General features: G+C 69.6%; 22 protein-coding genes. 18 read left to right on the forward strand and 4 right to left on the reverse strand.

Annotated elements, in window-relative coordinates; all coding sequences use genetic code 11:
* Positions 1-94 precede the first annotated feature (94 nt).
* Genes leuS through holA form a run of 3 tightly spaced genes read left to right on the forward strand, consistent with a single transcriptional unit; the run spans position 95 to position 4,320 of the window.
* Positions 95-2,713, forward strand: coding sequence for a leucine--tRNA ligase (leuS, locus tag V7Z98_RS07675; protein WP_334157562.1), 2,619 nt, complete (start codon positions 95-97; stop codon positions 2,711-2,713).
* 12 nt (positions 2,714-2,725) lie between these two features.
* On the forward strand, positions 2,726-3,253 hold the full coding sequence (locus V7Z98_RS07680) for an LPS-assembly lipoprotein LptE (protein ID WP_334157563.1): 528 nt from the start codon (positions 2,726-2,728) through the stop codon (positions 3,251-3,253).
* On the forward strand, positions 3,250-4,320 hold the full coding sequence (holA, locus tag V7Z98_RS07685; protein WP_334157564.1) for a DNA polymerase III subunit delta: 1,071 nt from the start codon (positions 3,250-3,252) through the stop codon (positions 4,318-4,320). The genes V7Z98_RS07680 and holA overlap by 4 nt, the downstream gene beginning before the upstream one ends.
* An 87-nt stretch (positions 4,321-4,407) precedes the next feature.
* On the opposite strand, the gene V7Z98_RS07690 is transcribed toward holA, so the two are convergent.
* Positions 4,408-4,578 (reverse strand): hypothetical protein, encoded by a 171-nt coding sequence (locus V7Z98_RS07690; protein WP_334157565.1) that lies wholly within the window; start codon positions 4,576-4,578, stop codon positions 4,408-4,410.
* A gap of 493 nt (positions 4,579-5,071) precedes the next feature.
* Here V7Z98_RS07690 and V7Z98_RS07695 point away from each other — a divergent pair, with 493 nt between their 5' ends.
* Both V7Z98_RS07695 and V7Z98_RS07700 read left to right on the forward strand, forming a co-directional pair.
* The gene (locus V7Z98_RS07695) at positions 5,072-6,328 is read left to right on the forward strand and encodes a glutamate-5-semialdehyde dehydrogenase (RefSeq protein ID WP_334157566.1); all 1,257 of its coding nucleotides are present in this window, start codon (positions 5,072-5,074) and stop codon (positions 6,326-6,328) included.
* Positions 6,329-6,488: 160 nt separating this feature from the next.
* Entirely contained in the window at positions 6,489-7,127 is a 639-nt protein-coding gene (locus tag V7Z98_RS07700) for a chalcone isomerase family protein (RefSeq protein ID WP_334157567.1), read from the forward strand.
* Positions 7,128-7,448: 321 nt separating this feature from the next.
* Here V7Z98_RS07700 and V7Z98_RS07705 read toward each other — a convergent pair whose 3' ends face one another.
* The gene (locus V7Z98_RS07705; protein WP_334157568.1) at positions 7,449-8,291 is read right to left on the reverse strand and encodes an IclR family transcriptional regulator; all 843 of its coding nucleotides are present in this window, start codon (positions 8,289-8,291) and stop codon (positions 7,449-7,451) included.
* A 186-nt stretch (positions 8,292-8,477) separates the two neighbouring features.
* Between V7Z98_RS07705 and V7Z98_RS07710 the strand changes: the two genes are divergently transcribed.
* The 9 genes from V7Z98_RS07710 to ybaK all read left to right on the forward strand — a co-directional run bounded on the left by V7Z98_RS07710 (position 8,478) and on the right by ybaK (position 19,167).
* Complete coding sequence (locus V7Z98_RS07710) at positions 8,478-9,665, forward strand: acyl-CoA dehydrogenase (protein WP_334157569.1); 1,188 nt, start codon at positions 8,478-8,480, stop codon at positions 9,663-9,665.
* An 8-nt stretch (positions 9,666-9,673) separates the two neighbouring features.
* Positions 9,674-10,930, forward strand: coding sequence for a CaiB/BaiF CoA transferase family protein (locus V7Z98_RS07715; RefSeq protein ID WP_334157570.1), 1,257 nt, complete (start codon positions 9,674-9,676; stop codon positions 10,928-10,930).
* 152 nt (positions 10,931-11,082) lie between these two features.
* Entirely contained in the window at positions 11,083-12,042 is a 960-nt protein-coding gene (locus tag V7Z98_RS07720) for a TAXI family TRAP transporter solute-binding subunit (protein ID WP_334157571.1), read from the forward strand.
* Between the two features lie 176 nt (positions 12,043-12,218).
* Positions 12,219-14,348 carry a TRAP transporter permease gene (locus tag V7Z98_RS07725; protein WP_334157572.1) on the forward strand — a complete coding sequence of 710 codons (2,130 nt, stop codon included), beginning with the start codon at positions 12,219-12,221 and terminating at the stop codon, positions 14,346-14,348.
* A gap of 19 nt (positions 14,349-14,367) precedes the next feature.
* A complete protein-coding gene (locus V7Z98_RS07730) occupies positions 14,368-14,850 on the forward strand; it encodes a DUF1850 domain-containing protein (protein ID WP_334157573.1) in 483 nt (160 codons plus the stop codon).
* Positions 14,847-15,365, forward strand: a complete 519-nt coding sequence (locus tag V7Z98_RS07735) for a methylated-DNA--[protein]-cysteine S-methyltransferase (protein ID WP_334157574.1) — start codon at positions 14,847-14,849, stop codon at positions 15,363-15,365. Before V7Z98_RS07730 ends, V7Z98_RS07735 begins: the two co-directional genes overlap by 4 nt.
* A complete protein-coding gene (gene xerD, locus V7Z98_RS07740; protein ID WP_334157575.1) occupies positions 15,362-16,321 on the forward strand; it encodes a site-specific tyrosine recombinase XerD in 960 nt (319 codons plus the stop codon). Before V7Z98_RS07735 ends, xerD begins: the two co-directional genes overlap by 4 nt.
* 79 nt (positions 16,322-16,400) lie before the next feature.
* The gene (locus V7Z98_RS07745; RefSeq protein WP_334157576.1) at positions 16,401-18,638 is read left to right on the forward strand and encodes a sensor histidine kinase; all 2,238 of its coding nucleotides are present in this window, start codon (positions 16,401-16,403) and stop codon (positions 18,636-18,638) included.
* Positions 18,639-18,660: 22 nt separating this feature from the next.
* Positions 18,661-19,167: a Cys-tRNA(Pro) deacylase gene (gene ybaK, locus V7Z98_RS07750; RefSeq protein ID WP_293263902.1), complete on the forward strand. Its 507-nt coding sequence runs from the start codon at positions 18,661-18,663 to the stop codon at positions 19,165-19,167.
* Positions 19,168-19,188: 21 nt separating this feature from the next.
* Here the strand turns inward: ybaK and V7Z98_RS07755 are convergent, their stop codons facing one another.
* Positions 19,189-19,539: a dihydroneopterin aldolase gene (locus tag V7Z98_RS07755; protein WP_334157577.1), complete on the reverse strand. Its 351-nt coding sequence runs from the start codon at positions 19,537-19,539 to the stop codon at positions 19,189-19,191.
* A 111-nt stretch (positions 19,540-19,650) separates the two neighbouring features.
* Between V7Z98_RS07755 and plsY the strand changes: the two genes are divergently transcribed.
* Entirely contained in the window at positions 19,651-20,283 is a 633-nt protein-coding gene (gene plsY, locus V7Z98_RS07760) for a glycerol-3-phosphate 1-O-acyltransferase PlsY (RefSeq protein ID WP_293263904.1), read from the forward strand.
* A gap of 117 nt (positions 20,284-20,400) precedes the next feature.
* Here plsY and tsaD read toward each other — a convergent pair whose 3' ends face one another.
* Complete coding sequence (tsaD, locus tag V7Z98_RS07765) at positions 20,401-21,489, reverse strand: tRNA (adenosine(37)-N6)-threonylcarbamoyltransferase complex transferase subunit TsaD (RefSeq protein ID WP_334157680.1); 1,089 nt, start codon at positions 21,487-21,489, stop codon at positions 20,401-20,403.
* A 193-nt stretch (positions 21,490-21,682) separates the two neighbouring features.
* Here tsaD and rpsU point away from each other — a divergent pair, with 193 nt between their 5' ends.
* The 3 genes from rpsU (at position 21,683) to dnaG (ending at position 24,307) form a co-directional block, all read left to right on the forward strand.
* The gene (rpsU, locus tag V7Z98_RS07770; protein WP_293263905.1) at positions 21,683-21,895 is read left to right on the forward strand and encodes a 30S ribosomal protein S21; all 213 of its coding nucleotides are present in this window, start codon (positions 21,683-21,685) and stop codon (positions 21,893-21,895) included.
* Positions 21,896-22,047: 152 nt separating this feature from the next.
* Positions 22,048-22,494 (forward strand): GatB/YqeY domain-containing protein, encoded by a 447-nt coding sequence (locus V7Z98_RS07775; RefSeq protein WP_293263906.1) that lies wholly within the window; start codon positions 22,048-22,050, stop codon positions 22,492-22,494.
* 28 nt (positions 22,495-22,522) lie between these two features.
* The gene (dnaG, locus tag V7Z98_RS07780; RefSeq protein ID WP_293263907.1) at positions 22,523-24,307 is read left to right on the forward strand and encodes a DNA primase; all 1,785 of its coding nucleotides are present in this window, start codon (positions 22,523-22,525) and stop codon (positions 24,305-24,307) included.
* Positions 24,308-24,381 lie beyond the last annotated feature (74 nt).

The following is a 24,381-nucleotide window of genomic DNA, read 5'->3' on the forward strand; positions in this document are numbered from 1 at the left end:
CTGTTTTCCCGGTAGCGCTGGGGGACCGGGGTCCCGGCCGCTATAATCGGCGGTTTATCCCTTTTGCCGCACTCACGTGCCGAAGCAGGAAGCCATGCAGGAAAAATACAACGCCGCCGAGATCGAGCGCGCCGCCCAGGCCCACTGGGACCAGACCGGGGCCGCCCGGGCCGTCGAAGACGCCAGCAAGCCCAAGTACTACTGCCTGTCCATGTTCCCCTACCCCTCCGGGAAGCTGCACATGGGCCACGTGCGCAACTACACCATCGGCGACGTGTTGTCCCGCTTCTACAAGATGCAGGGCTACAACGTGCTGCAGCCCATGGGCTGGGACGCCTTCGGCATGCCGGCGGAAAACGCCGCCCTGGCCAACAACGTGCCCCCGGCCAAGTGGACCTACGCCAACATCGACTACATGCGCAGCCAGCTCCAGCGCCTGGGCTTTGCCATCGACTGGTCCCGGGAACTGGCCACCTGCACGCCCCAGTACTACCGCTGGGAGCAATGGCTGTTCACCCGCCTCTTTGAGAAGGGCCTGATCTACAAGAAGCTGGGCACCGTGAACTGGGACCCGGTGGACCACACCGTGCTGGCCAACGAGCAGGTCATCGACGGCCGCGGCTGGCGCTCCGGCGCCCTGGTGGAAAAGCGCGAGATCCCCATGTACTACATGAAGATCACCGCCTACGCCGACGAACTGCTGGCCGACCTGGACCAACTGCCGGGCTGGCCCGAGCAGGTGCGCCTGATGCAGAAGAACTGGATCGGCAAGAGCACCGGCGTGCGCTTCGCCTTCCCCTACGAGCTGGACGGCAAGCAGGACAAGCTGTGGGTGTTCACCACCCGGGCCGACACCATCATGGGCGTGACCTTCTGCGCTGTGGCCGCCGAGCATCCGCTGGCCACCCGCGCCGCCCGGGACAACCCGGAGCTCGCCGCCTTCATCGAGGAATGCAAGCAGGGCGGCGTGGCCGAGGCCGACATCGCCACCATGGAAAAGAAGGGCATGCCCACAGGCATCTTCGTCCAGCACCCCCTAACCGGCGACAAGGTGGAAGTGTGGGTCGGCAACTACGTGCTGATGGGCTACGGCGAAGGCGCCGTGATGGCGGTGCCCGCCCACGACGAGCGGGACTTTGCCTTCGCCAAGAAGTACAACCTGGCCATCAAGCAGGTCATCGCTGCCGCAGGCGAGACCTTCAGCCTGGACGGCTGGCAGGAATGGTACGGCGACAAGACCCGCGGCACCTGCGTCAATTCCGGCAAGTACGACGGCCTGACCTATGAGGCTGCCGTGGACGCCATCGCCGCCGATCTGGCCGCCAAGGGCCTGGGCGAGAAGAAGGTGCAGTTCCGCCTGCGCGACTGGGGCATTTCCCGCCAGCGCTACTGGGGCTGCCCGATCCCGGTGATCCATTGCGAGTCCTGCGGCGACGTGCCCGTGCCCGACGACCAGCTGCCCGTGGTGCTGCCGGAGAACGTGGAAATCACCGGCGCCGGCTCGCCCCTGGCCAAGATGCCCGAGTTCTACGAGTGCACCTGCCCCAAGTGCGGCAAGCCGGCCCGCCGCGAAACCGACACCATGGACACCTTCGTCGAGTCCTCCTGGTACTTCCTGCGCTACGCCTGCCCGGACAACGACCAAGCCATGGTGGACGAGCGCGTCGCCTACTGGTGCAAGGGCGGCATCGACCAGTACATCGGCGGCATCGAGCACGCCATCCTGCACCTGCTCTACTCCCGCTTCTTCACCAAGCTGATGCGCGACGTGGGCCTGTTCGGCGACCTCAAGCTCGACGAGCCCTTCGCCAACCTGCTTACCCAGGGCATGGTGGTGGCCCCCACCTTCTACCGCGAGGGTGACGGCGGCAAGAAGCTGTGGCTCAATCCGGCCGACGTGGACGTGGTCACCGACGAGCGCGGCCGCCCCACCGGCGCCACCCTCAAGGCCGACGGCGCCCCGGTGATCATCGGCGGCACCGAGAAAATGTCCAAGTCGAAGAACAACGGCGTGGACCCGCAATCCCTGATGGACCTGTACGGCGCCGACACGGCCCGCCTGTTCATGATGTTCGCCGCCCCACCCGACCAGTCCCTGGAATGGTCCGACGCCGGGGTCGAAGGGGCCGCCCGCTTCCTGCGCCGCCTGTGGAAGCTGGTCTACGACCACACCCAGGCCGGCCTCGTCCCGGCTGCGACCAGCAGCGACGGGCTCGGCGGCGCCCAGCAGGACCTGCGCCGCAAGCTGCACCAGACCATGGCCAAGGTGGCCGACGACTACGGCCGGCGCAAGCAGTTCAACACCGCCGTGGCCGCCGTGATGGAGCTGCTCAACGCCTACGACAAGACCGACCTGAACGATGCCGCCGGCCGCAGCCTGGCCCAGGAGGTGCTGGAGGCGGCGGTGCTGATGCTCTTCCCCATCGCCCCCCACATCGGCCAGGCCCTCTACGCCGAGCTCAAGCCCGGCGCCGACGCGGTGCACGCCCCGTTCCCCAAGGCCGATCCGGCCGCCCTCAAGCAGGACGAGATCGAGCTGATGATCCAGGTGAACGGCAAGCTGCGCGGCAGCCTGAAGGTGGCCGCCGACGCCGACAAGGGCAGCATCGAAGCCGCCGCCCTGGCCTCTGAGGCGGCCCAGAAGTTCATGGAAGGCAAGCCGGCCAAGAAGGTGGTGGTGGTGCCGGGGCGTCTGGTCAACATCGTGGTCTAACCGGGGAACCCCATGAGGACTTTCCGCACCTGGCTGGTCGCCCTGACCGCCGTCCTGCTGCTGGCGGCCTGCGGCTTCCAGCTGCGCGGCGCCCAGACCCTGCCGTTCAAGTCGATTTACGTGGCGGTGCCTGACACTTCCGAGTTCGGCGCCCTGCTCAAGCGCGCCGTGCGCGCCAGCAACTCCACCACCCTGGCCGAGCGCCGCGAGGATGCCGATGCGGTCTTCAGCATCAGCCAGGACGCAATGGAGAAGTTCGTCCTGTCGGTGAACAACGCCGGCCAGGCGCGGGAATACGAGCTGCGCTACCGCTTCGGCTTCACCCTCACCGACGCCAAGGGCCGCAGCCTGATTTCCCCCGCCAGCCTGCTGCAACAGCGGGTGGTGACGGTGAACCCGGCGGTGGCCCAGGAAGTCCTCTCCAAGCAGCAGGAAGAGGAACTGCTGCGCCAGGACATGCAGCGCGACCTGGTTCAGCAGGTGATGCGCCGCCTGGCCGCGGTGAAGCCCCTGCCCCCGTCAGACGACGGCCAGCAATGATCCTCAAGGGGGAAGCCCTCGCCGCGCACCTGGACGGGAACCGCCCCCTGGCGTCCCTCTACGTGCTGTACGGGGACGAACCCCTGCTGGTGATCGAGGCCGGCGACGCCATCCGCGCCGCGGCCCGGCAGCGCGGTTTCACCGAGCGCGACGTGCTGACGGTGCTGCCCGGCTTCAACTGGGGCGAACTGTTCACCCGGGGCGGCAACCTGTCCCTGTTCGGCGACAAGAGCCTGCTCGACCTGCGCATCCCCTCGGGCAAGCCCGGGCGGGACGGCTCCGAGGCCTTGCAGCGCTACTGCGGCCAGCTTTCCGACGACAGCCTGATGCTGGTCACCCTGCCGGAACTCAACTGGCAGGACGAGAAGTCGGCCTGGTTCACCGCCCTGGAAAAGGCCGGGGTGGCGATCAAGCTCAACGCCCCGCGCCTCGACGAACTGCCCGCCTGGATCGGCGGCCGGCTGGCCCGGCAGCAGCAGCGCGCCAGCCGCGAGGCGCTCCACTTCCTGGCGGAACGGGTCGAGGGCAACCTGCTCGCCGCCCACCAGGAAATCCAGAAGCTGGCCCTGCTCTACCCCACGGGCCGGGAAGCGGCAGAACTCACCCTGGAACAGGTCAAGGACGCAGTGCTGGACGTGGCCCGCTACGACCTGGACAGCCTGCGCGAGGCCCTGCTGGCGGGGGACACGGGGCGCATGGCGCGCATCCTGGATGCGCTGCGCCAGAGCGGCGAGGCCCTGCCCCTGGTGATCTGGGCGGTGACGGAAGAGGTGCGCGCCCTGGCCACCCTGGCCCAAGGCGTGGCGGCGGGGCGGCCGTTGGATGCACTGCTGAAGGAGGCCCGGGTCTGGGGACCGCGCCAGGGGGCGCTCAAGCAGGCCCTGGGCCGGCTGCGGGACGATCGCCCGGCGCGGGCGCTGAAACAGGTCGCCCGGGTGGACCGTATTGCCAAGGGGATCGAGGACGGCGACGCCTGGCTGGAACTGCTGCGCCTGGGGATGGGACTGGGGGCGGGATCGGCCGGGCGGAACGCCCGTAACGCCGGCGGCAGGCCGGGCCTGCGCTGAACTGCGGCACCGGCGGCAAGCGCCGGGCCCGCGTTGTGCGAAATCGAAGGACTCGAAGGACTCGAAGGACTCGAAGGACTGCCGGGCTTAAGCGCCCGACACCTTGCGCACGTCAGTCTGGTCGGAGAGGTCGACCTCTTCGTCGATGGGGTCCGGGTCCAGGTGCTCCCACAGGCAGCCGCTTTCCTCCGGGTAGGAGGCCAGGCCGGGCTGGCTGTTGGACTTCACCAGGCATTCGCCGGACGCGCATTCGCTCACGACGACCACATGGTTATCGTCGCTGACCTTGCGCTCACCATCCCAGTAACTGCATGTTGCACAGACTTTGATTTCAGCAGGGAGAATCAATTTCTTGGACATGACGGCAAACGTCGTGACGACGGGCAAAATAAAAAATTACGGCGCAAGAAACCACACGCCAACCATGGTCTTGCAAGAATATCCCGTTAGACCCGGGAGACGAAAGAGGTTCCCGGTTTTTCTCTGATCTGACGCAAAACGGACAATGCGGCCGTCCGACGGCAAAGGTACGCTGCCCTGGCGCCGCCGGCAACACCCCGCCGCGACCATTACGTTTACCGGCCCTTCCCTCGTCTTTCCGGCCCGTTCGTCGCCCCTTCGGCCGCTTTCCGCCCGGCCATCCCCGATTTCGGCGCCCCCTGGGGTTGCCCCAGCCGCCGCCCGCCCTATAATCGAAAGCTTCCCCACCAGTCGCGCCGGCCGCCCCAGGCGGCCGCGCCGGAAGCCTTCGATGGACATTCACGCGTACATGCAGACCCTGGGCCAGCGCGCCCGGGCCGCCTCCCGGGCCGTGGCCCGGGCCGACACCGGCCTCAAGAACAAGGCCCTCGCCACCATTGCCGCAGCCCTGCGCCGCGACGCGGAAAAGCTGCTCGCCGCCAACGCCGAGGACGTGGCCGCCGCCAAGGCCAACGGGCTGGAGCCGGCCATGGTCGACCGCCTGACCCTGTCGGCCAAGACCATCGCCGCCATGGCCGAGGGCGTCGAACAAGTCGCCGCCCTGCCCGATCCGGTGGGCGAAATCTCCGACCTGAAGTTCCGCCCCTCCGGCATCCAGGTGGGCAAGATGCGCGTGCCCCTGGGGGTCATCGGCATCATCTACGAGGCCCGCCCCAACGTGACGGTGGACGCCGCCGCCCTGTGCCTCAAGTCGGGCAACGCCTGCATCCTGCGCGGCGGTTCCGAAGCCATCCGCAGCAACCGGGCCATCGCCGCCTGCGTCCAGGAAGGCCTGGCCGCCGCCGGGCTGCCCGCCGACGCGGTGCAGGTGGTGGACACCACCGACCGGGCCGCCGTGGGCGAGCTGATCACCATGCGCGAGTACGTGGATGTGATCGTGCCGCGCGGCGGCAAGGGCCTGATCGCCCGCCTGCTGGCCGAATCCCGGGTGCCGATGATCCAGCACCTGGACGGCAACTGCCATGTCTATGTGGACGACAAGGCCGATCCGGAAAAAGCCCTCGCGATCGTCGAGAACGCCAAGACCCAGCGCTACGGCACCTGCAACACCGCCGAGTCCCTGCTGATCGCCCGAGCCATCGCCCCGACCCTGCTGCCGCGCATCGCCGCCATGCTCCAGGGCAAGGGGGTGGAAATCCGCGGCTGCGCCGAGACCGCCGCCCTGGTGCCGAACACCGTGCCGGCCAGCGACGAGGACTACGCCACCGAATTCCTCGCCCCGATCATCGCCGTCAAGGTGGTGGCCGGCCTGGACGAGGCCATGGACCATATCGCCCGCTACTCGTCGAACCACACCGAGGCCATCGTCACCGAGGACTACGCCCGGGCGCTGACCTTCCTGCGCGAAGTGGATTCGGCCTCGGTCATGGTCAACGCCTCGACCCGTTTCGCCGACGGCTTCGAGTACGGCCTGGGCGCCGAGATCGGCATTTCCACCGACAAGATCCACGCCCGGGGCCCGGTGGGCCTGGAAGGGCTGACCAGCCAGAAGTGGGTGGTGCTGGGCACCGGCCAGGTGCGCGGCTGAGGCCGGCAGCCCAGCCATCCGCAATTCGTTTTGAGCAACATCGCCGGCCCGCCTCCCGCGGGCCGGCGCGCAGTACCGGCAAGGCAGAGGGACGCCACCGCTCACGGGGTGAAGCGGCGGCGCAAAACACATAACAACCCCGATGACCGTTGAGGAGACTATGAACCATCCCCTGCCTGAGGCGTCCCGCCGGACGCTGCGGAGCGCGGGGCGCTGTTTCGCGCCCGCCGCCTCCACCCTTGCCCTGTCCCTATCCCTCTTCCTCGCCGCTGGCGCCGCCCAGGCCGCCGAGTTCGGCGGCGTTGCCTTCGACGACCGCGTCAAGGTCGGCGCCAGCGAGCTCCAGCTCAACGGCGGCGGCCTGCGCACCAAGGTGTTCTTCAAGGTGTACGCCATGGCCCTGTACCTGCCGGAAAAGGCCGCCACGGCCGACGCCGTGCTGGCCGCCAAGGGGCCCCGGCGCATCGGCATCAGCCTATTGCGCGACCTGTCGGCCCAGCAGTTCGCCGACGCCCTCAACGAGGGCATCGTCAAGAACACGGCGGACGCCGAGCTGGCCGCCCTCAAGCCCAAGGTGCAGGCGTTCACCGACACCCTGCTGTCCCTGGGCGAGGCCAAGAAGGGCACCAGCGTGGTCCTCGACTACACCCCGGAGAAGGGCACCCAGCTGCTGGTCAACGGCAGCGCCAAAGGCGCCCCGATCCCCGGCGAGGACTTCAACCGGGCCCTGCTGCGCATCTGGCTCGGCGCCAAACCGGCCCAGGACGACCTGAAAGAGGGTCTGCTCGGCAAGAAGTAAGGCGCCGTCTCGAACAGCGCCCCAGCAACGGCGGCCCGGTGGATTCGGGCCGCCGTTTTTTTTGCGCACCACGTCTCCGTTCCGGCCGACACCCGCCCGGAACGTCGCGCCGGGCGGGCATCTCCAGGCACCCATAGCGGAACCCCGCGTCCCTATTGGCTTTCCGGCATGACACCTCGGAAATCCAATAGGGACGCGGGATTTGCTTTTTCGGCGTTCAGGATCGGCACGCCGTATGCCCCGGCCATCCCAACTACCGCCCCAGGCGAACGCCGCCGGCGGGCGTACGAGGCGGCAGCGGAGCGCCGTTGGCCCCGCCGCCTACCCCGCCGCCGCCTCGATGGAGCGAGCCAGGTACACCAGGCGCGGCCCCAGGTCTTCCTCGATGCGCTGGGGCGTCAGGGCGAAGGCCGGGCCGGACAGGGAGAGGGCCAGCACCTCGCCGTCCGGGCAAGTGAGGGGCGCGGCCACGGCGTTGGTGTCGCGCTGCCATTCGCCGATGGACACGCAGTAGCCCCGGGCCGCCACGTCGGCGAAGGCCTTGTCCAGCCCGGCCCGCTGTTCGGCCCAGGCGTCGCCCTCGCGGCGAGCCAACTGGTCCATCAAAAACTCCCGCTCGGCCGCCGGCAGGGCGGCCAGGAAGGCGCGGCCGATGGAGGTGCTGGCCATCGGCATCTGCATGCCGACGCTGACCTTGAGGGTGGTCAGGGAACGGGGCCGGCAGTTTTCCAGGTAGATCATGGCCAGCCGGTCCCGGGTAGCCAGGGACACCAGGGCGCTGGAATAGTCGGCCAGGTCCTGCATCAGCGGCCGGGCCTGCTCGCGCATGCCGATGTTGCCCAGGGCCACGTAGCCCAGGGCCAGCACCGAGGGGCCGACCCGGTAGCGGCCGGCGGTGCCCGCGGCCTCGTCCCAGCGCAGGTAGCCCAGGGTGGTGAGGGTGTAGGTGAGCCGGGACACGGTGGATTTGGCCAGGCCGGTGCGGGCGGCGATCTCGCCGTTGCTCAGGCCGCCCCGGTCCCGGGCGGTGAAGCAGCGCAGGATGGCCAGCCCCCGCTCCAGGGCGGTGACCCGGTTGCGGTCGGTGGTGTCGGCCGCATTCACCCCGACCTCGTCATTCTGCACAGCGGAATCGCCATCCAGTTTGTTGGCAATTTTCCCCATCGCCACTTCCATTTCTTTTGGTTTTTTGCCAAGATGATTCCACTTTATTAAATCACAGTTCCGCACAACGGAACAAGCAACACCACTGCGCCCCACCCCGACCGCGCACTGCCCGATCCGCCGCCGCAACGAACCGCTTCCCGAGGCCGCCGCGCCCCGGGCCAAAATCGAGACGAGGAGACATCCATGGCCGAAAAAGCCCGCTTCCAGTGGGAAGACCCCTTCCTGTTCCGCGACCAGTTGAGCGACGAGGAGCGCCTGATCGCCGACACCGCCCATGCCTACTGCCAGGACAAGCTGATGCCCCGGGTGCTGCTGGCGCACCGGCACGAGACCTTCGACCGGGACATCTTCACCGAGATGGGCGCCCTGGGCTTTCTCGGCTGCACCATCGAGGGCTACGGCTGCGCCGGGCTGTCCAACGTCGGCTACGGCCTGATCGCCCGGGAGGTGGAGCGGGTCGATTCCGGCTACCGCTCGGCCATGAGCGTCCAGTCGTCCCTGGTCATGTACCCGATCTGGGCCTACGGCTCCGAAGCCCAGCGCGAGAAGTACCTGCCCAGGCTGGCCAGCGGCGAATGGGTCGGCTGCTTCGGCCTGACCGAGCCCAACGTCGGCTCCGACCCGGGCGGCATGCTCACCCGGGCCAAGAGTGTGGACGGTGGCTTCGTCCTGCACGGCGCCAAGATGTGGATCACCAACTCGCCCATCGCCGACGTCTTCGTGGTGTGGGCCAAGCTCGACGGCGACCGGGCCGAGGACGTGCGCGGCTTCATCCTGGAAAAGGGCATGAAGGGCCTCTCGGCCCCCAAGATCGAGGGCAAGTTTTCCCTGCGCGCCTCGATCACCGGCGAGATCGTCATGGACGAGGTGTTCGTCCCGGCCGAGAACCTGCTGCCCAAGACCGGCGGCTTGAAGTCGCCCCTGGGCTGCCTGACCAAGGCCCGTTTCGGCATCGCCTGGGGCGCCCTGGGTGCCGCCGAGTTCTGCTGGCACGCGGCGCGCAACTACACCCTGGAGCGCAAGCAGTTCGACCGCCCCCTGGCGGCCAACCAGCTGATCCAGAAGAAGCTGGCCGACATGCAAACCGAGATCGCCCTGGGCCTGCAATCGGTGCTGCGCGTCGGCCGCCTGATGGACGAGGGCCGCGCCACCCCGGAAATGGTGTCGCTGATCAAGCGCAACTCCTGCGGCAAGTCCCTGGACATCGCCCGGGTGGCCCGGGACATGCACGGCGGCAACGGCATCTCGGACGAGTACCACGTGATCCGCCATGTGCTCAACCTGGAGGCGGTGAACACCTACGAGGGCACCCACGACGTGCACGCCCTGGTGCTCGGCCGCGCCCAGACCGGCATCCAGGCCTTCTTCTGAGCACCGCCATGGGCGCCAGCGCAACCGCCAGCCAGGCTCCGCCCCCTGCCGGGGCCCTGGCCGGCATCACCGTCCTCGACCTGTCCCGGGTGCTGGCCGGCCCCTGGGCCACCCAGCTGCTCGCCGACCTGGGTGCCACCGTGATCAAGGTGGAGCGCCCCGGCGCCGGCGACGACACCCGGGCCTGGGGACCACCCTGGCTAGCCGACGGCGACGGCCAGCCGACCAGGGACGCGGCCTACTTCCTGTGCACCAACCGCAACAAGCAGTCGGTGACGGTGGATTTCACCCGGCCCGAGGGCCAGGCCCTGGTCAAGCAACTGGCCGCCCGGGCCGACGTGGTGGTGGAGAACTTCAAGGTCGGCGGGCTGGCGCCCTACGGCCTGGACTACGCCAGCCTCGCGGCGCTCAACCCGAGGCTGGTCTATTGCAGCATCACCGGCTTCGGCCAGGACGGCCCCTACGCCCCCCGGGCCGGCTACGACTTCCTGATCCAGGGCATGGGCGGGCTGATGAGCCTGACCGGCCGCCCCGACGGGGAGGACGGCGAAGGGCCGCAGAAGGTAGGGGTGGCCCTCACCGACATCCTCACCGGCCTCTACGCCGCCAACGCCATCCAGGCCGCGCTGCTGCACCGGGCCGCCAGCGGCGAGGGCCAGCACATCGACGTGGCCCTGCTCGACGTGCAGGTGGCCTGCCTGGCCAACCAGGCCCTCAACTACCTGGTGTCGGGCGCCGTGCCCAAGCGCATGGGCAACGCCCACCCCAACATCGTCCCCTACCAGGACTTCCCCACCGCCGACGGCGACATGATCCTGGCCATCGGCAACGACGGCCAGTTCGCCCGCTGGTGCGCGGTGGCCGGGCACTCGGCGTGGGCCCACGACCCGCGCTTCGCCACCAACCCGGCCCGGGTGCGCCATCGCGCCGAGCTGATCCCGCTGATGCGCCAGGTCACCGTGACCCGCACCACCGACGCCTGGATCGCCGCCCTGGAGGCCGAGGCCGTGCCCTGCGGCCCGATCAATACCCTGGACCGGGTCTTCGCCGACCCCCAGGTGCAGCACCGGGGCCTCAAGCTCGACCTGCCCCACGCCGCCGGCGGCCGCGCCCCCGGAGTGGGCAATCCCCTGCACCTGTCGGCCACCCCGGTGGCCTACCGCCAGGCGCCGCCGGTCCTGGGGGAACACACTGACGCCGTACTGACATCAATGGGCTATAGTCCCCAGGACATCGCCGCCCTGCGGGCCGGCGGCGTCGTGTGAGGTCTGAGGCCTGAGCCGGGGCCGCCACGCCACCCCTCTTATTCACCTTTCTTCTTCACCCCCTTCGCGGAGCAAGGCACCACCCCAGTCCCACCCCTCTCTTCCGTAACCGCAGTGTTCAGGTCCACCTAAAAAATCAACGGAGACAAACCATGAGCAAACTGCTTCACACCCTGTTGTTGTCCACCACCCTCGCCCTCGGCACGCTCGGCACCACCGCGGCCCGGGGCGCGGAATTCATCAACGTGCTGACCGGCGGCACCAGCGGGGTGTATTACCCCATGGGCGTGGCCCTCTCCCAGATCTACGGCAAGGCCCTGCCCAACGCCAAGGCCTCGGTCCAGGCCACCAAGGCCAGCGCCGAAAACCTCAACCTGCTCCAGGCCGGCCGCGGCGAAATCGGCTTCACCCTGGGCGACGCCCTCTCGGACGCCTGGAAGGGCGACGAGGAGGCGGGGTTCAAGATGCCCCTGAAGAAGCTGCGCACCGTCGCCGGCATCTACCCCAACTACATCCAGATCGTCGCCAGCGCCGATTCCGGCATCCGCACCCTGGCCGACCTCAAGGGCAAGCGCATCTCGGTGGGGGCGCCCAAGTCCGGCACCGAGCTCAACGCCCGGGCCGTGCTCAAGGCTGCCGGCCTGACCTACAAGGACTTCGCCAAGGTCGAGTACCTGCCCTTCGGCGAGTCGGTGGAGCTGATGAAGAACCGCCAGCTCGACGTCACCCTGCAATCCGCCGGCCTCGGCGTCTCGGCCCTGCGCGACCTGGCCACGGCGCAGAAGATCGTGGTGGTGCCGGTGCCCGCCGAGGTGGTGGCCAAGATCGGCGACGCCGCCTACCAGCCCGGCGTGGTGCCGGCCAAGACCTACGAAGGCCAGAACGCCGACGTGACCACGGTGAAGATCCAGAACTTCCTGGTCACCCACGAGGGCGTGCCCGCCGACACGGTGTATGCCATGACCAAGTCGATGTTCGACAACCTGGACCAGCTCACCGCCGCCCACGCCGCCGCCAAGGCGATCAGCAAGGCGGATGCGGCCAAGAACCCACCGGTGCCGCTGCACCCGGGGGCCGAGCGCTACTACCGGGAAGCCGGGCTGCTCAAGTAAGCGGCGCCCTACTCCCCGGCCCAGCCAAACCCCGCGCCAGTGCTTGATCTCCACGGCATGCCCCTGAAGATCGAGAACTGGCGCGGCTCCCAGGCCACCAACCTCCGAACACCGCGCCCCGCCTGGCTTTCCGCCACGCCAGTTTCGCGGCAACAAACCCCCGCAGAGGTTTGACCATGACATCCCCCCACGCCCTGCCCGGCCTGGCGCCGGAATCTTCCGATCGTGCCGGCCGCGCCGATCACGCCGACGGCGCCGCCGAGGAATTCAACGAGCACGGCACCCAGCGCAAGCTGGGCGGCTGGGCGCTGAAGACCTTCACCACCATCTGCCTGGCCTTTTCCACCTACCAGCTGGTGGTGGCCGCCTTCCACCCCCTGTCCAGCCTGGCCACCCGCTCGCTGCACGTGGGTTTTCTGCTCGCCCTGACCTTTCTCCTCTACCCCTGGAGCAAGCACGGCAAGCTGAACCGCATCGCCCCCCTGGACGCCATGCTGGCCCTGGTGTCCTTCACTCTCGGCACCTACCACTGGGTGTTCGAGGCCGACCTGATCCAGCGCTCCGGCGACCCGTCCACCACCGACCTGGTGGTGGGCGCCGCCCTGGTGGTGCTGCTCTTCGAAGCGGCCCGGCGCATCCTCGGCCTGGCCCTGCCCCTGGTCTGCGCCAGCTTTCTCGCCTACGGCTTCTTCGGCCAGTACCTGCCGGAAGTGGTGGCCCACCGGGGCTACGGCTTCGACCAGATCGTGAACCAGCTGGCCCTGGGCACCGAGGGCATATTCGGCATCCCCACCCTGGTGTCGGCCACCTACATCTTTTTGTTCATCCTGTTCGGCGCCTTCCTCGAACACGCCGGCATGATCCACCTGTTCAACTCCCTGGCCCTGGGCCTGGTCGGCCACGCCAAGGGCGGCCCGGCCAAGGTGGCGGTGATCTCGTCCGGCTTCATGGGCACCATCTCCGGCTCCGGGGTGGCCAACGTGCTCACCGTGGGCCAGTTCACCATTCCGCTGATGAAGCGCTTCGGCTACTCGTCGGTGTTCGCCGGAGCGGTGGAGGCCACGTCCTCCATGGGCGGCCAGATCATGCCGCCGGTGATGGGGGCGGTGGCCTTCATCATGGCCGAAACCCTCAACGTGCCCTACGCCGAGATCGTCAAGGCGGCGGTGATCCCGGCCCTGCTCTACTACTTCACCGCCTTCTGGATGGTGCACCTGGAAGCCGGACGCAAGGGCCTGTTCGGCCTGCCCAAGGACCAGTGCCCCAACCCCTGGCGCGCCCTCAAGGAAAGCTGGTACCTGGTGCTGCCCCTGGCGGTGCTGGTGTACATGCTCTTCCACGGCTTCACCCCGATGTTCTCGGGCATGATGGGGCTGGCCCTGACCGCCATCCTGATCCTGGGGGCCGCGGTGGCCGCGCGCATCAGCCACCAGGCCTTCCGCTACGTGTTCTGGCTGGCCTGCGGCCTGGGCGCCGCCACGTTCATCGAATGGGGCATCGTCCCGGTGCTGGGGACCATCGCCCTGCTGGTGGCGGTGGTGATCGGCCTCAAGGGCGGTGGCAAGACCCTGCACACCCTCAAGCTGTCCCTGGCCGACGGGGCCCGCCAGGCCCTGCCGGTGGGTGTGGCCTGCGCCATCGTCGGCGTCATCATCGGCGTTCTCACCCTGACCGGCGCCGCCTCCAGCTTCGCCGGCTTCATCCTGCACGTGGGCGAGCAGAGCCTGTTCCTCTCCCTGGTGCTGACCATGATCGTCTGCCTGATCCTGGGCATGGGCATCCCCACCATCCCCAACTACATCATCACCAGCTCGATCGCCGCCCCGGCCCTGCTCAAGCTCGGAGTGCCGCTGATCGTCAGCCACATGTTCGTCTTCTACTTCGGCATCATGGCCGACCTGACCCCGCCGGTAGCCCTGGCCGCCTTCGCCGCGGCGTCGATCGCCAAGGATTCGCCGATGAAGATCGGCTTCAAGGCCACCCAGATCGCCATCGCCGGCTTCGTCGTGCCCTACATGGCGGTCTACGACCCGCTGCTGATGCTGCAAGGCGACTGGACCGTGCTCGGGGTAGGCTACATCGTCGCCAAGGCCCTGCTCGCCATCTGCCTGTGGGGCGCGGCGGCGGTGGGCTACCTGTGGCAGCCCCTGTCCTGGCCGGCCCGGCTGCTGGCCGCCCTGGGCGCCGGCTTCCTGGTGGCCGCCGCGCCGATCACCGACGACATCGGCTTCGTCCTGGCGGCGGCCTTCCTCGCCTGGCAGGCCCTGCGCCGGCGCGGCCAGGCGGCGGCCGCCACCGCCGGCTGACCGGCGAGCCATCCCGGCCATGGCCGCAGCGCTGGCCCTGTGCCTGGCCCTGGCGGGGGAACCCGCCGGGGCCACCCCCGCCCGGACGACGGTCCTGCCCGCCGCCACCGCCACCCTGGCCTGGACCCACTCCATCGAGAAGATTCGCTGGGAAGAGGACTGGGCGGTCGCGGACCCGGCCACTTCCACAGGCCTTTCCACTGTCACCGCCTCCGCCCCGCCCACGGCCGGGCCCGGGGTGACGATCACCGAGGCCCGCATCCGCGGCAGCGGCGCCGGCATGGAGATTCCCGAAGGCGCCGTGCTGCGCGACGGGGTCTGGCACTACCGCCCCGGCCTGCCGCCCCTGCCGGCGGTGCGCCTGACCCAGTCGCCCTACGTGCCCCCCTACACCCTGTGCGTGGCCGGCGACTGCCGCCCCCTGCCCGGCTGGCTGGCCGGCGGCGGTACGATCCCCGATAATGCGGTGATCGAACTGCGCCCCTGCCCGGCTTCGCCATGACCGCTTCCCCCACGCCCTACCAGGCCATCGTCGCCATGCCCCCCGCCCACCCGGTGTTCGCCCTGGGCATCCGTTGCGACCGGGACTGCATCACCGAGATCGACTTCCTCCCGCCGGAAGCCGCCGCGGCGGCGCCCCGGATCGACTCGCCCCTGGCTGCCCTGGCGGTGCGGCAGCTGGAAGCCTACGCCGCCGCCCCCGGCGCCCCCTTCACCCTGCCCCTGGCCCCCTGCGGCACGCCGTTCCAGCGCCGGGTGTGGGACGGCATCGCCGCCATCCCGCCGGGGGAGACCGTCACCTATGGCGCCCTGGCCAAGGCCATCCACAGCGCCCCCCGGGCCGTGGGCGGTGCCTGCGGCGCCAACCCCTACCCCTTGGTGGTGCCCTGCCACCGGGTGGTGGCCGCCAACGCCGGCTTCAACGACGGCCTGGGCGGCTTCGCCCGGGAACGGGGTGGCTTCCTGCTCGCCATCAAGCGCTGGCTGCTCACCCACGAGGGCATCCTGTCGGCATGAGCGCGGCCCGTACCAGCGCCGCCACTGCCTCCCCGGCGGCGGCCGAGCCCGTTCCGCCCCGCCCGGAAGACCTGGCCGAGATCGACCTGTTCTGCGACGCCCTATGGCTGGAGGACGGCCTGGCCAAGACCACCCTGTCGAGCTACCGGGCCGACCTGACCGGCCTGTCCCGCTGGCTGGCGGAACGGGACGGCGCGCCCCTGGCCGCCGCCGGCGCCACCGACCTGGGCCGCTACCTGGCCCACCTGGCCGCCGGGCACAAGGCCACTTCCCAGTCGCGCCACCTGTCCACCCTGCGCCGCTACTACCGCTGGCTGGCCGTGCGGGGCCGGCGCGCCGACGACCCCACCGCCACCCTGGCCATGCCCGGCCGGGCCGAGCGCCTGCCCAAGGTGCTCTCGGAAGAGAACGTGGAGGCCCTGCTGGCCGCCCCGGACGTGACCACCCCCCTGGGCCTGCGCGACCGGGCCATGCTGGAAACCCTCTACGCCACCGGCCTGCGCGTCTCGGAACTGGTAGGGTTGCGCCTCTTCGAAGTGAACTTCGACATGGGGGTGGTGCGGGTGCTGGGCAAGGGCGCCAAGGAACGTCTGGTGCCCCTGGGCGAACTGGCCCTGGAATGGCTGGAGCGCTACCTGGCCGAGGCCCGGCCCGGCCTGATGGGGCAGCGCAGCGGCGACGACCTGTTCGTCACCGCCCGGGGCGCTGCCATGACCCGGCAGATGTTCTGGACCCTGATCAAGCGCTACGCCCCCCAGGCCGACATCGACCCGGCCCGCCTGTCGCCCCACGTGCTGCGCCACGCCTTCGCCACCCACCTGCTCAACCACGGCGCCGACCTGCGGGTGGTGCAACTGCTGCTCGGCCACGCCGACATCTCCACCACCCAGATCTACACCCACGTCGCCCGGGAACGGCTGAAGACCCTGCACGCCCAGCACCATCCCCGGGGCTGAGACGCCGGCCCGGCCGCCGGCGGGCAGCCCGCAGGCTGGTATGCTATGGGGATCGCGCCCTCTTCCCCCGGCCCGCGCCTTGCCCGAACTCCTCGCCGTGACCACCCATCCCGCAGCGCCGCCCCCGGCCCCGCCTTCCGAAGCGGTCGAGCCGGGCACGGGCACGCCGCCCTTCTTCCCCACCCTGAGCGGCTACGCCGGAGGCCAGGACGACCCGCGCGCGCCCAACCCGGTGCTGTACGCCTACGGGCTGTTCACCGTCTTCCTGGTACTGATCGCCTTCGTGGTGGACATCCTGGTGGCCCGGGACCAGGAGCTGAAGGCCGGCGAACAGGCCCTGACCCAGCACGCCCGCCTGCTCGCCGAGCACGCCGCCCGCTCCTTCGACAGCGTCGAGGTGCTGCTCGACGAACTCAACCGCGACCTCTCCAGCGGCCACCGCTGGTGGGACTGGTCCGACGCCCGGGGCCACGAATTCCTGCGCGTGCGCATGACCCGGACCCTGCCCCAGATCCGCCACCTGATCGTCTTCGACGACAAGGGCACCCAGCGCTTCTCCGGCTCGTTCTACCCGGCCAACCCGATCAACATCGCCGACCGGGTCTATTTCGAGCGCCTCAAGTCCGGCGAGGCCCGCACCCGCTACGGTCCCTACATCGGCCGCAACAGCAACCGCCACACCTACGCCGTGGCGCGCCGCCTGGAGCGGCCCAACCGCAATTTCGCCGGGGTGCTGATGGCCGCCCTGGAACCCCAGTATTTCGAGGATTTCTGCTGGAGCACCCGGCCCGAGGATTCGTTCCAGGCCGCCCTGGTCAACAGCGCCGGCATCCTGGTGGCCCTGTGCCGCCAGGATGCCGAGGATCAGGACGAATACCTGGGCCGCGACTTCCGCGAGGTGATGGCCGACCGGGATTTCCGCCACGCCAGCCCCTTGGCCGAGACCCTGCGCAGCGAGCGCCACCTGCTCGCCCAGGTGGAAGTGCCGGGCTACGACGACCTGCGCATCGTCACCGTGCGCACTACCGAGAGCACCCTGCGCCAGTGGCGCACCCGCCAGGTCCAGGTGATGGCCCTGGTGGGGGTAGCGGCCATCTCCCTGCTCATCGCCGGCCTGCTCGTCCGCCGCCAGTTCATCGGCCTGCGGGCGCTGACCGTGGAACTGACCGGCCACCGAGACAACCTGGCCCAGCGGGTGCGCCAGGCCACCCGTGAGATCGAGACCCGCCGCCGCGACGCGGAGCGGGCCAACCGGGCCAAGACCCGCTTCCTCGCCGCCGCCAGCCACGATCTTCGCCAGCCCCTGCACGCCCTGCGCATGTTCCTTTCCGACCTGCGCCAGACGCACCTGGCGCCGGAGCAGCAGGCGGTGCTCAAGCGCATCGAGGTGGCCACCGGGGCCATGGGCGACCAGCTGGAAAGCCTGCTGGAAATCTCCCGCCTCGACCTGACCCGCATCGACCCGGAACGCCACACCCTGCCGGTATCCGAGCTGTTCACCAGCCTGGCCGCCACCTACGCCCCCCTGGCCGAGGCCGCCGCGGTGGCGTTGAGCTTCCACACACCGCGCCGCGGCCTGGGGCTGATCGAGACCGACCCTGCCCTGCTGTCGCGCCTGCTCGGCAACCTGATCGACAACGCCATCAAGTTCACCCCGGGCGGCCACGTCATGGTCTGCGCCCGGCGCCACGGCCCCGAGCACCTGCGCATCGAGGTGCGGGATAACGGTATCGGCGTGCCCCTGGAGCACCAGGACGGCATCTTCGAAGAGTTCTACCAGGTCGGCAACGCCGCCCGCCAGGCGGAAAAGGGCCTGGGCCTGGGCCTGGCCATCGTGCGCCGCCTCTCGGACCTGCTCGGCCACCGCATCCGCTTCGCCTCGCGCCCCGGTGTCGGCACGGTCTTCGGCGTGGTCATTCCCAGTCCCCTGCGCCCGCGCCTCGGCGCCGCGCCCCGGGGGCCGGGCGTCACCGTGCTGTCGGCTTTCCCCCCCAACGAGGACGAGCGCGCCCTGTTGGCAACCCTGACCGGCTGGGGCTACGCTATCCGCCACGAGGAACTGCCCCTGCCGCCGGGCCGGCTCCTGCCGGGGCGCAACGACCCCTACGCGGTCACCCTGTACTGCAAGCGCCAGCCCGGTCCCTTCGCCGACGAAGAGACCGCCACCCTGCTACAGGCCACGGTGATCGTCGTCGCCCCGGAGCGGGATGCCCACCCGGCCCTGCCCAACGTCCTCAACCGCCCCCTGCGCCCGGCCCGCCTGCGCGCCCTGCTGCGCAGCCTGGCCTCCCACCCGGAATCCGGCGCGGGCGAGTAGCCCGCCCCGATGGAGAAGCACCATGTCACGCCACGACGACCCCACCCACGGGAACGCCCCGGAAACGCCGGCCACCCGCTTCCTGAAGAGCCAGCACGTACCCTATTCCGCCCACCTGTACGCCTACGAGGAGCACGGCGGCACCAAGGTGTCCGCCCGGGAGCTGAACGTGGACGAGCACGCGGTGGTGAAGACCCTGGTGTTCGAGGACGAGAACAAGAAGCCCCTGATCGTGCTGATGCACGGCGACCGCAAGGTGTCGGCCAAGGAACTGGCGCGCCAGATCGGCGCCAAGCACGTGGAGCCCTGCAAGCCGGAGGTGGCCAACCGCCACACCGGCTACCTGGTGGGCGGCACCAGCCCCTTCGGCACCAAGAAGGCGATGCCGATCTACATCGAGAAGAGCATCCTCGGCCTGGCCCTCATTTACATCAACGGCGGGCGGCGCGGCTTTCTGGTGGGGGTCCATCCCCACGACGTGCTGCGGGTGCTGACCCCCAAGCCGGTGTCCGCCGCTCTGGAGAAGTAACGCGGCCGGACTGCGGTACGATCAGGCGGAGCGCTCGATCACCACGCCGACGCGCCGCACCCCGGGCATCATGCCCAGCTTGGCGATGGACACCTGGACCCACTGGGCGCCGAAGTCCTCCAGCAGCAGGGTGGCGACGAATTCGGCCAGCTTTTCGATCAGGCCGAACTGGCGGGTGCCCAGCTCCCGGCGCAGGCGGCCCACCACCTCGGCGTAGTTGATGGTGTCGTGGATGTCGTCGCTGGCCCCGGCCGATGCGGTCGACAGGCCGATCTTCAGCGACAGCTCGACGGTCTGGCGCATCTCCCGTTCCCGCGGATAGATGCCGATCAGGGTGTCGATGCGCAGCTCGTCGATGAAGATGATGTCCATGGAAGGTCCGGATCGGCCGCCCGCCCGGCAGGGCCGGCGGCACGATGTTGCGGTGGGGAAGTGTAGAATCCGGCGGATTTTACCTGCCGCCCTTCCGGGCCACCTATCTTTATGCCCCCTGCCACCGCCCTCGCCGCTGCCGCCCCCGCCCTGCTGCTGTTCCTGGCCGCCGGCTACCTGCTCGGTTCCCTGCCCTTCGCCGTGATCGTCTCCCGGGTCTTCGGCCTGGCCGACCCGCGCAGCTACGGCTCGGGCAACCCGGGGGCGACCAACGTGCTGCGCTCGGGCAACAAGAAGGCGGCCCTGTTCACCCTGCTCGGCGACGCCCTCAAGGGTGTGGCGGCGGTGGTGCTGGCGCGCAGCCTGAACGCCCCGGAACTGGTGGTGGCGCTGACCGGTCTGGCCGCCTTCCTCGGCCACCTGTTCCCCCTCTTCCTCAAGTTCAAGGGCGGCAAGGGCGTGGCCACCGCCGCCGGCGTGCTGCTCGCCCTGGACCCGGTGGTGGGCCTCGCCGCCCTGGGCACCTGGCTGGCCGCGGCCGTAGTGACGCGCTACTCGTCCCTGGCCGCCCTGCTCGCCGCCCTGGCGGCGCCCCTGGCCGTGGGCCTGAGCGGTGGCGGCGGCGGCCAGCTGCTGGTGGTGGCCGTCATGGCCCTGGGCCTGATCGCCAAGCACTGGGCCAACATCCAGCGCCTGATGGCTGGCCAGGAACCGAAGATTGGCGCCAAGAAGAAGGCCGCCTGACGCGGATTCCACCCGGGCGCCGATCCAACGCCCGCAAAAAACGAAGGCCGCCCGAGGGGGCGGCCTTTTTCATGGCGATTGCGCGACAGCGATGGTTGCGGAAGATGGCCCCGGAATTCAGTCCGCCGGGCTCATCAGTTCGGCCAGGGGCCAGCGCGGCCGCACCGCGAAGGTGCCGGCGGGGCGCGCCGCCCCGGCGTCGGCGGCCAGGCGCAGGGCGCCGGCCAGGGCGATCATCGCCCCGTTGTCGGTGCAGAACTCCAGCTCGGGGTAATGGACCCGCAGGCGACGGCGCCGCGCCGCCTCGTCGAGCATGGCGCGCAACTGGCGGTTGGCCCCCACCCCGCCGGCCACCACCAGCCGGTTCAGGCCGGTCTGCTTGAGGGCCTTGAGGGATTTCTTGACCAGCACTTCGACGATGGCGTCCTGGAAGCCCCGGGCCAGATCGGCCCGCTGGGCGTCGTCCAGTTCGCCGTGCTCGCCGCCCATGTCGCGCACCCGGGTCAGAACCGCGGTCTTCAACCCGGCGAAGGAAAAATTCAGGTCGTCGGAATGGAGCATCGGCCGGGGCAGGGCCACCTGGTCCGGCCGCCCGTCCTCCGCCAGCCGGGCCAGGGCCGGGCCGCCCGGGTAGGGCAGGCCGAGCAGCTTGGCGGTCTTGTCGAAGGCCTCGCCGGCGGCGTCGTCCAGGGTTTCCCCCAGAAGGGTGTAGCGGCCAACGCCATCGACCCGCATCAGCTGGGTATGCCCCCCGGACACCAGCAGGGCGACGAAGGGGAAGGTGGGGGCGTCGGCGGACAGCAGGGGCGACAACAAATGCCCCTCCAGGTGGTGCACCGGCACCACCGGCTTGCCCAGGGCCGTGGCGAGGGCCTCGGCGAAGGCGCATCCCACCAGCAGGGCGCCGGCTAGGCCGGGGCCCTGGGTGTAGGCGACGGCGTCGACCTCGGCCAGGGCCTTGCCGCTACGGGCCAGGGCCTCGCGCAACAGGGGCACCACCCGGCGGATGTGGTCCCGGGACGCCAGTTCCGGCACCACGCCGCCATAGGCGCGGTGCAGGGCGATCTGGGAATGAAGGGTATGGGCGAGCAGACGGGACGATGCCGGGACCGATGTCCCCGAGGCCGCCGGCCCGTTTCCGGACCCGACCTCCACCAGGGCAACGCCGGTCTCGTCGCAGGAGGATTCGAGGCCGAGCACTAGCATGGCGGCGATTTTACCCCAGCGGGGCGGGCAGGCACGGGCCGCCTTGCGCGGCGCGGGCGTCGCAGGCATTGCTTTGCCAGGGGGGGGCACCGCGCCAGAGGCGGCCAAGATGTTGACCTACTTGAAATTTATTGACTTTTCCCTTTATACTTGCCGACTTTCTCTGTCGAAAACCAATCGGGGACCGATTTCAATGCCTTCTATCCGCGTCAAGGAAAACGAGCCGTTTGAGGTGGCGATCCGCCGCTTCAAGCGCACTGTCGAAAAAACCGGTCTGCTGACCGAACTGCGTGCCCGCGAGTTCTACGAAAAGCCCACCGCCGAGCGCAAGCGCAAGGCCGCCGCCGCCGTCAAGCGTCACCACAAGCGCATCCGCAGCCAGCAGCTGCCGCCGAAGCTCTACTGATATCGACGCTCGTTCCTGACGCCCCGGGCCCGGCACCCCGTGCCCGCCCCGGCCCGTCGGACACGATCCGCCGCGAAGCCGCCGATCCCCGATCGGCGGCTTTCGGCGTTTTGGGGCTCGCCGCCCCGCCCCTCTCCGCGAAAGTCTCCGCCATGAGCCTCAAGATCCGCATCAGCGACGACATGAAATCGGCCATGAAGGCCAAGGACGCGCCCCGCCTGGGCGCCCTGCGCCTGCTCCTGGCGGCGATCAAGCAAAAGGAGGTGGACGAGCGCATCGAGCTGACCGACGCAGACGTGGCCGCCGTGGTGGAAAAACTGCTCAAGCAGCGCCGTGACAGCATCACCCAGTACGAGGCCGCCGGCCGCGAGGACCTGGCCGCCGCCGAGCGCTTCGAGGCCGAGGTGTTGACCGCCTACCTGCCGGCCCAGCTGTCGGCGACCGAGATCCAGGCGGCGGTGGCTGCCGCCGTGGCCGCCAGCGGCGCCGCCGGCCCGGCCGACATGGGCAAGGTGATGGCCATCCTCAAGCCCCAGCTGGCCGGCAAGGCCGACATGGGCGAGGTGTCCCGGCAGGTCAAGGCCGCCCTGGCCGGCTGACCCCACCCCAGCCCGCCCCGGAGCGCCGGTGATCCCCGAATCCTTCATCCAGGATTTGCTGCAGCGGATCGACATCGTCGATGTCATCGATCCCCTGGTACCGCTGAAGAAGGCGGGGTCCAACTACGCCGCGCGCTGCCCCTTCCACAACGAGAAATCCCCCTCCTTCACCGTCAGCCCGTCGAAGCAGTTCTACCACTGCTTCGGCTGCGGCGCCCACGGCTCGGCCATCGGCTTCCTGATGGAATACCAGGGGCTGTCCTTCGTCGATGCGATCAAGGCCCTGGCCGACCGGGTCGGCCTGCAAGTGCCCCAGGAGCCGCGCCGCGGCGGCGGCCACGGCGACTTCGAATCCGCCCCCCGCCCCGCCGCCCAGACCCGGGCCCTGACCGATCTGCTGGCCTCGGCCGCGCGCTACTACTACGAGCAACTCAAGCGCTCCGACAAGGCCATCGGCTACCTCAAGCAGCGGGGTCTGTCCGGCGAAATCGCCGCCAAGTTCGGCATCGGCTACGCCCCCGAGGGCTGGCAGAACCTGGAGGAGATTTTCCCCAACTATCAGGACGCCCAGCTACAGGCCGCCGGCCTGGTCATCAAGAACGACCAGGGCCGCCTCTACGACCGCTTCCGCGACCGGATCATGATCCCCATCGTGAACCAGAAGAACGAGGTGATCGGCTTCGGCGGCCGGGTGCTGGGCAGCGGCGAACCCAAGTACCTCAACTCCCCGGAAACCCCGGTGTTCGAGAAAGGGCGAGAATTGTTCGGTCTGCCCCAGGCCCGGGTCGGCCTGCGGGAAACCGACACGGCGATCGTGGTCGAAGGCTACATGGACGTGATCGCCCTGGCCCAGCACGGCGTGGGCAACGCCGTGGCCACCCTGGGCACCGCCACCACCGCCACCCACATCCAGAAACTGTTCCGCCAGGTGGAGCGGGTGGTTTTCTGCTTCGACGGCGACGCCGCCGGCCGCAAGGCGGCATGGCGCGCCCTGGAGAACGCCCTGGATTCGCTCTCGGACCAGAAGACGGTGGCCTTCGTCTTTCTCCCGCCGGAGCACGACCCGGACAGCTACGTGCGCGAGCGCGGCAAGGACGCCTTCCAGGCCACGGTGGCCCAGGCCACGCCGTTGTCGGACTTTCTCATCCAGCACCTGTCGGCCGAGGCCGACCCCCACACCGCCGAGGGACGGGCCAAGCTGGTGGCCGAAGCCAAGCCCCTGCTGCTCAAGCTCACCGCCCCCCTGCTGCGTCTGCAACTGGTCAAGCGGCTCGCCGACACCACCGGCTTTTCCCAGCAGGAAGTGGAGCGGCTGTGTGAGTTGCGCCACATCGCCCCGCCGGCGCCGGCCCGGGTGCCGCGCCAGGCGCCGTCGCTGATGCGCGGGCTGATCGAGGTGCTGCTGCAAAAACCCGAGCTGGCCCGGGACCTGCCCCTCACCCTGCTGCCCGGCGGCGACCCGGAAGCCCGGGCGGTGCTGCGCCTGGCCCAGGCCATCCTGGCCGCCGAGGCGCCGCTACCCTACGCTACGTTGATCGAGCGCCTGCGCGGCAGCAGCGAGGAAGCCCTGATCCGCGAGGTAGCCGGGCGCCTGCTGCAACAGGCGCCGGCCGAGGGCTCGGACGAGACCGCGGTGCTCGACGAAGTATGGCGGGGCTACCTGGACCAACTCACCCGGGACCAGCTCGACCAGGAATTTCAGCGTCTGACCAAGAAGGCCCAGGAGGCCGGACTGGATGCGGACGAAAAGCAGGAATACGCCCGCCTGGTGGTGGAAATGAACCGCCTCGGGCGCATCAGCCGCCGCCGCTAGCGCCCCTTGCCCCGACTGCGGGGAAGACGGCTAAGCGGTGGTATAATTAAGAGTTTTTCGAATCGATCGGATAA

Source organism: Oryzomicrobium sp. (assembly GCF_036820405.1).
In the GTDB taxonomy this organism is placed as follows: Bacteria; Pseudomonadota; Gammaproteobacteria; order Burkholderiales; family Rhodocyclaceae; genus Oryzomicrobium.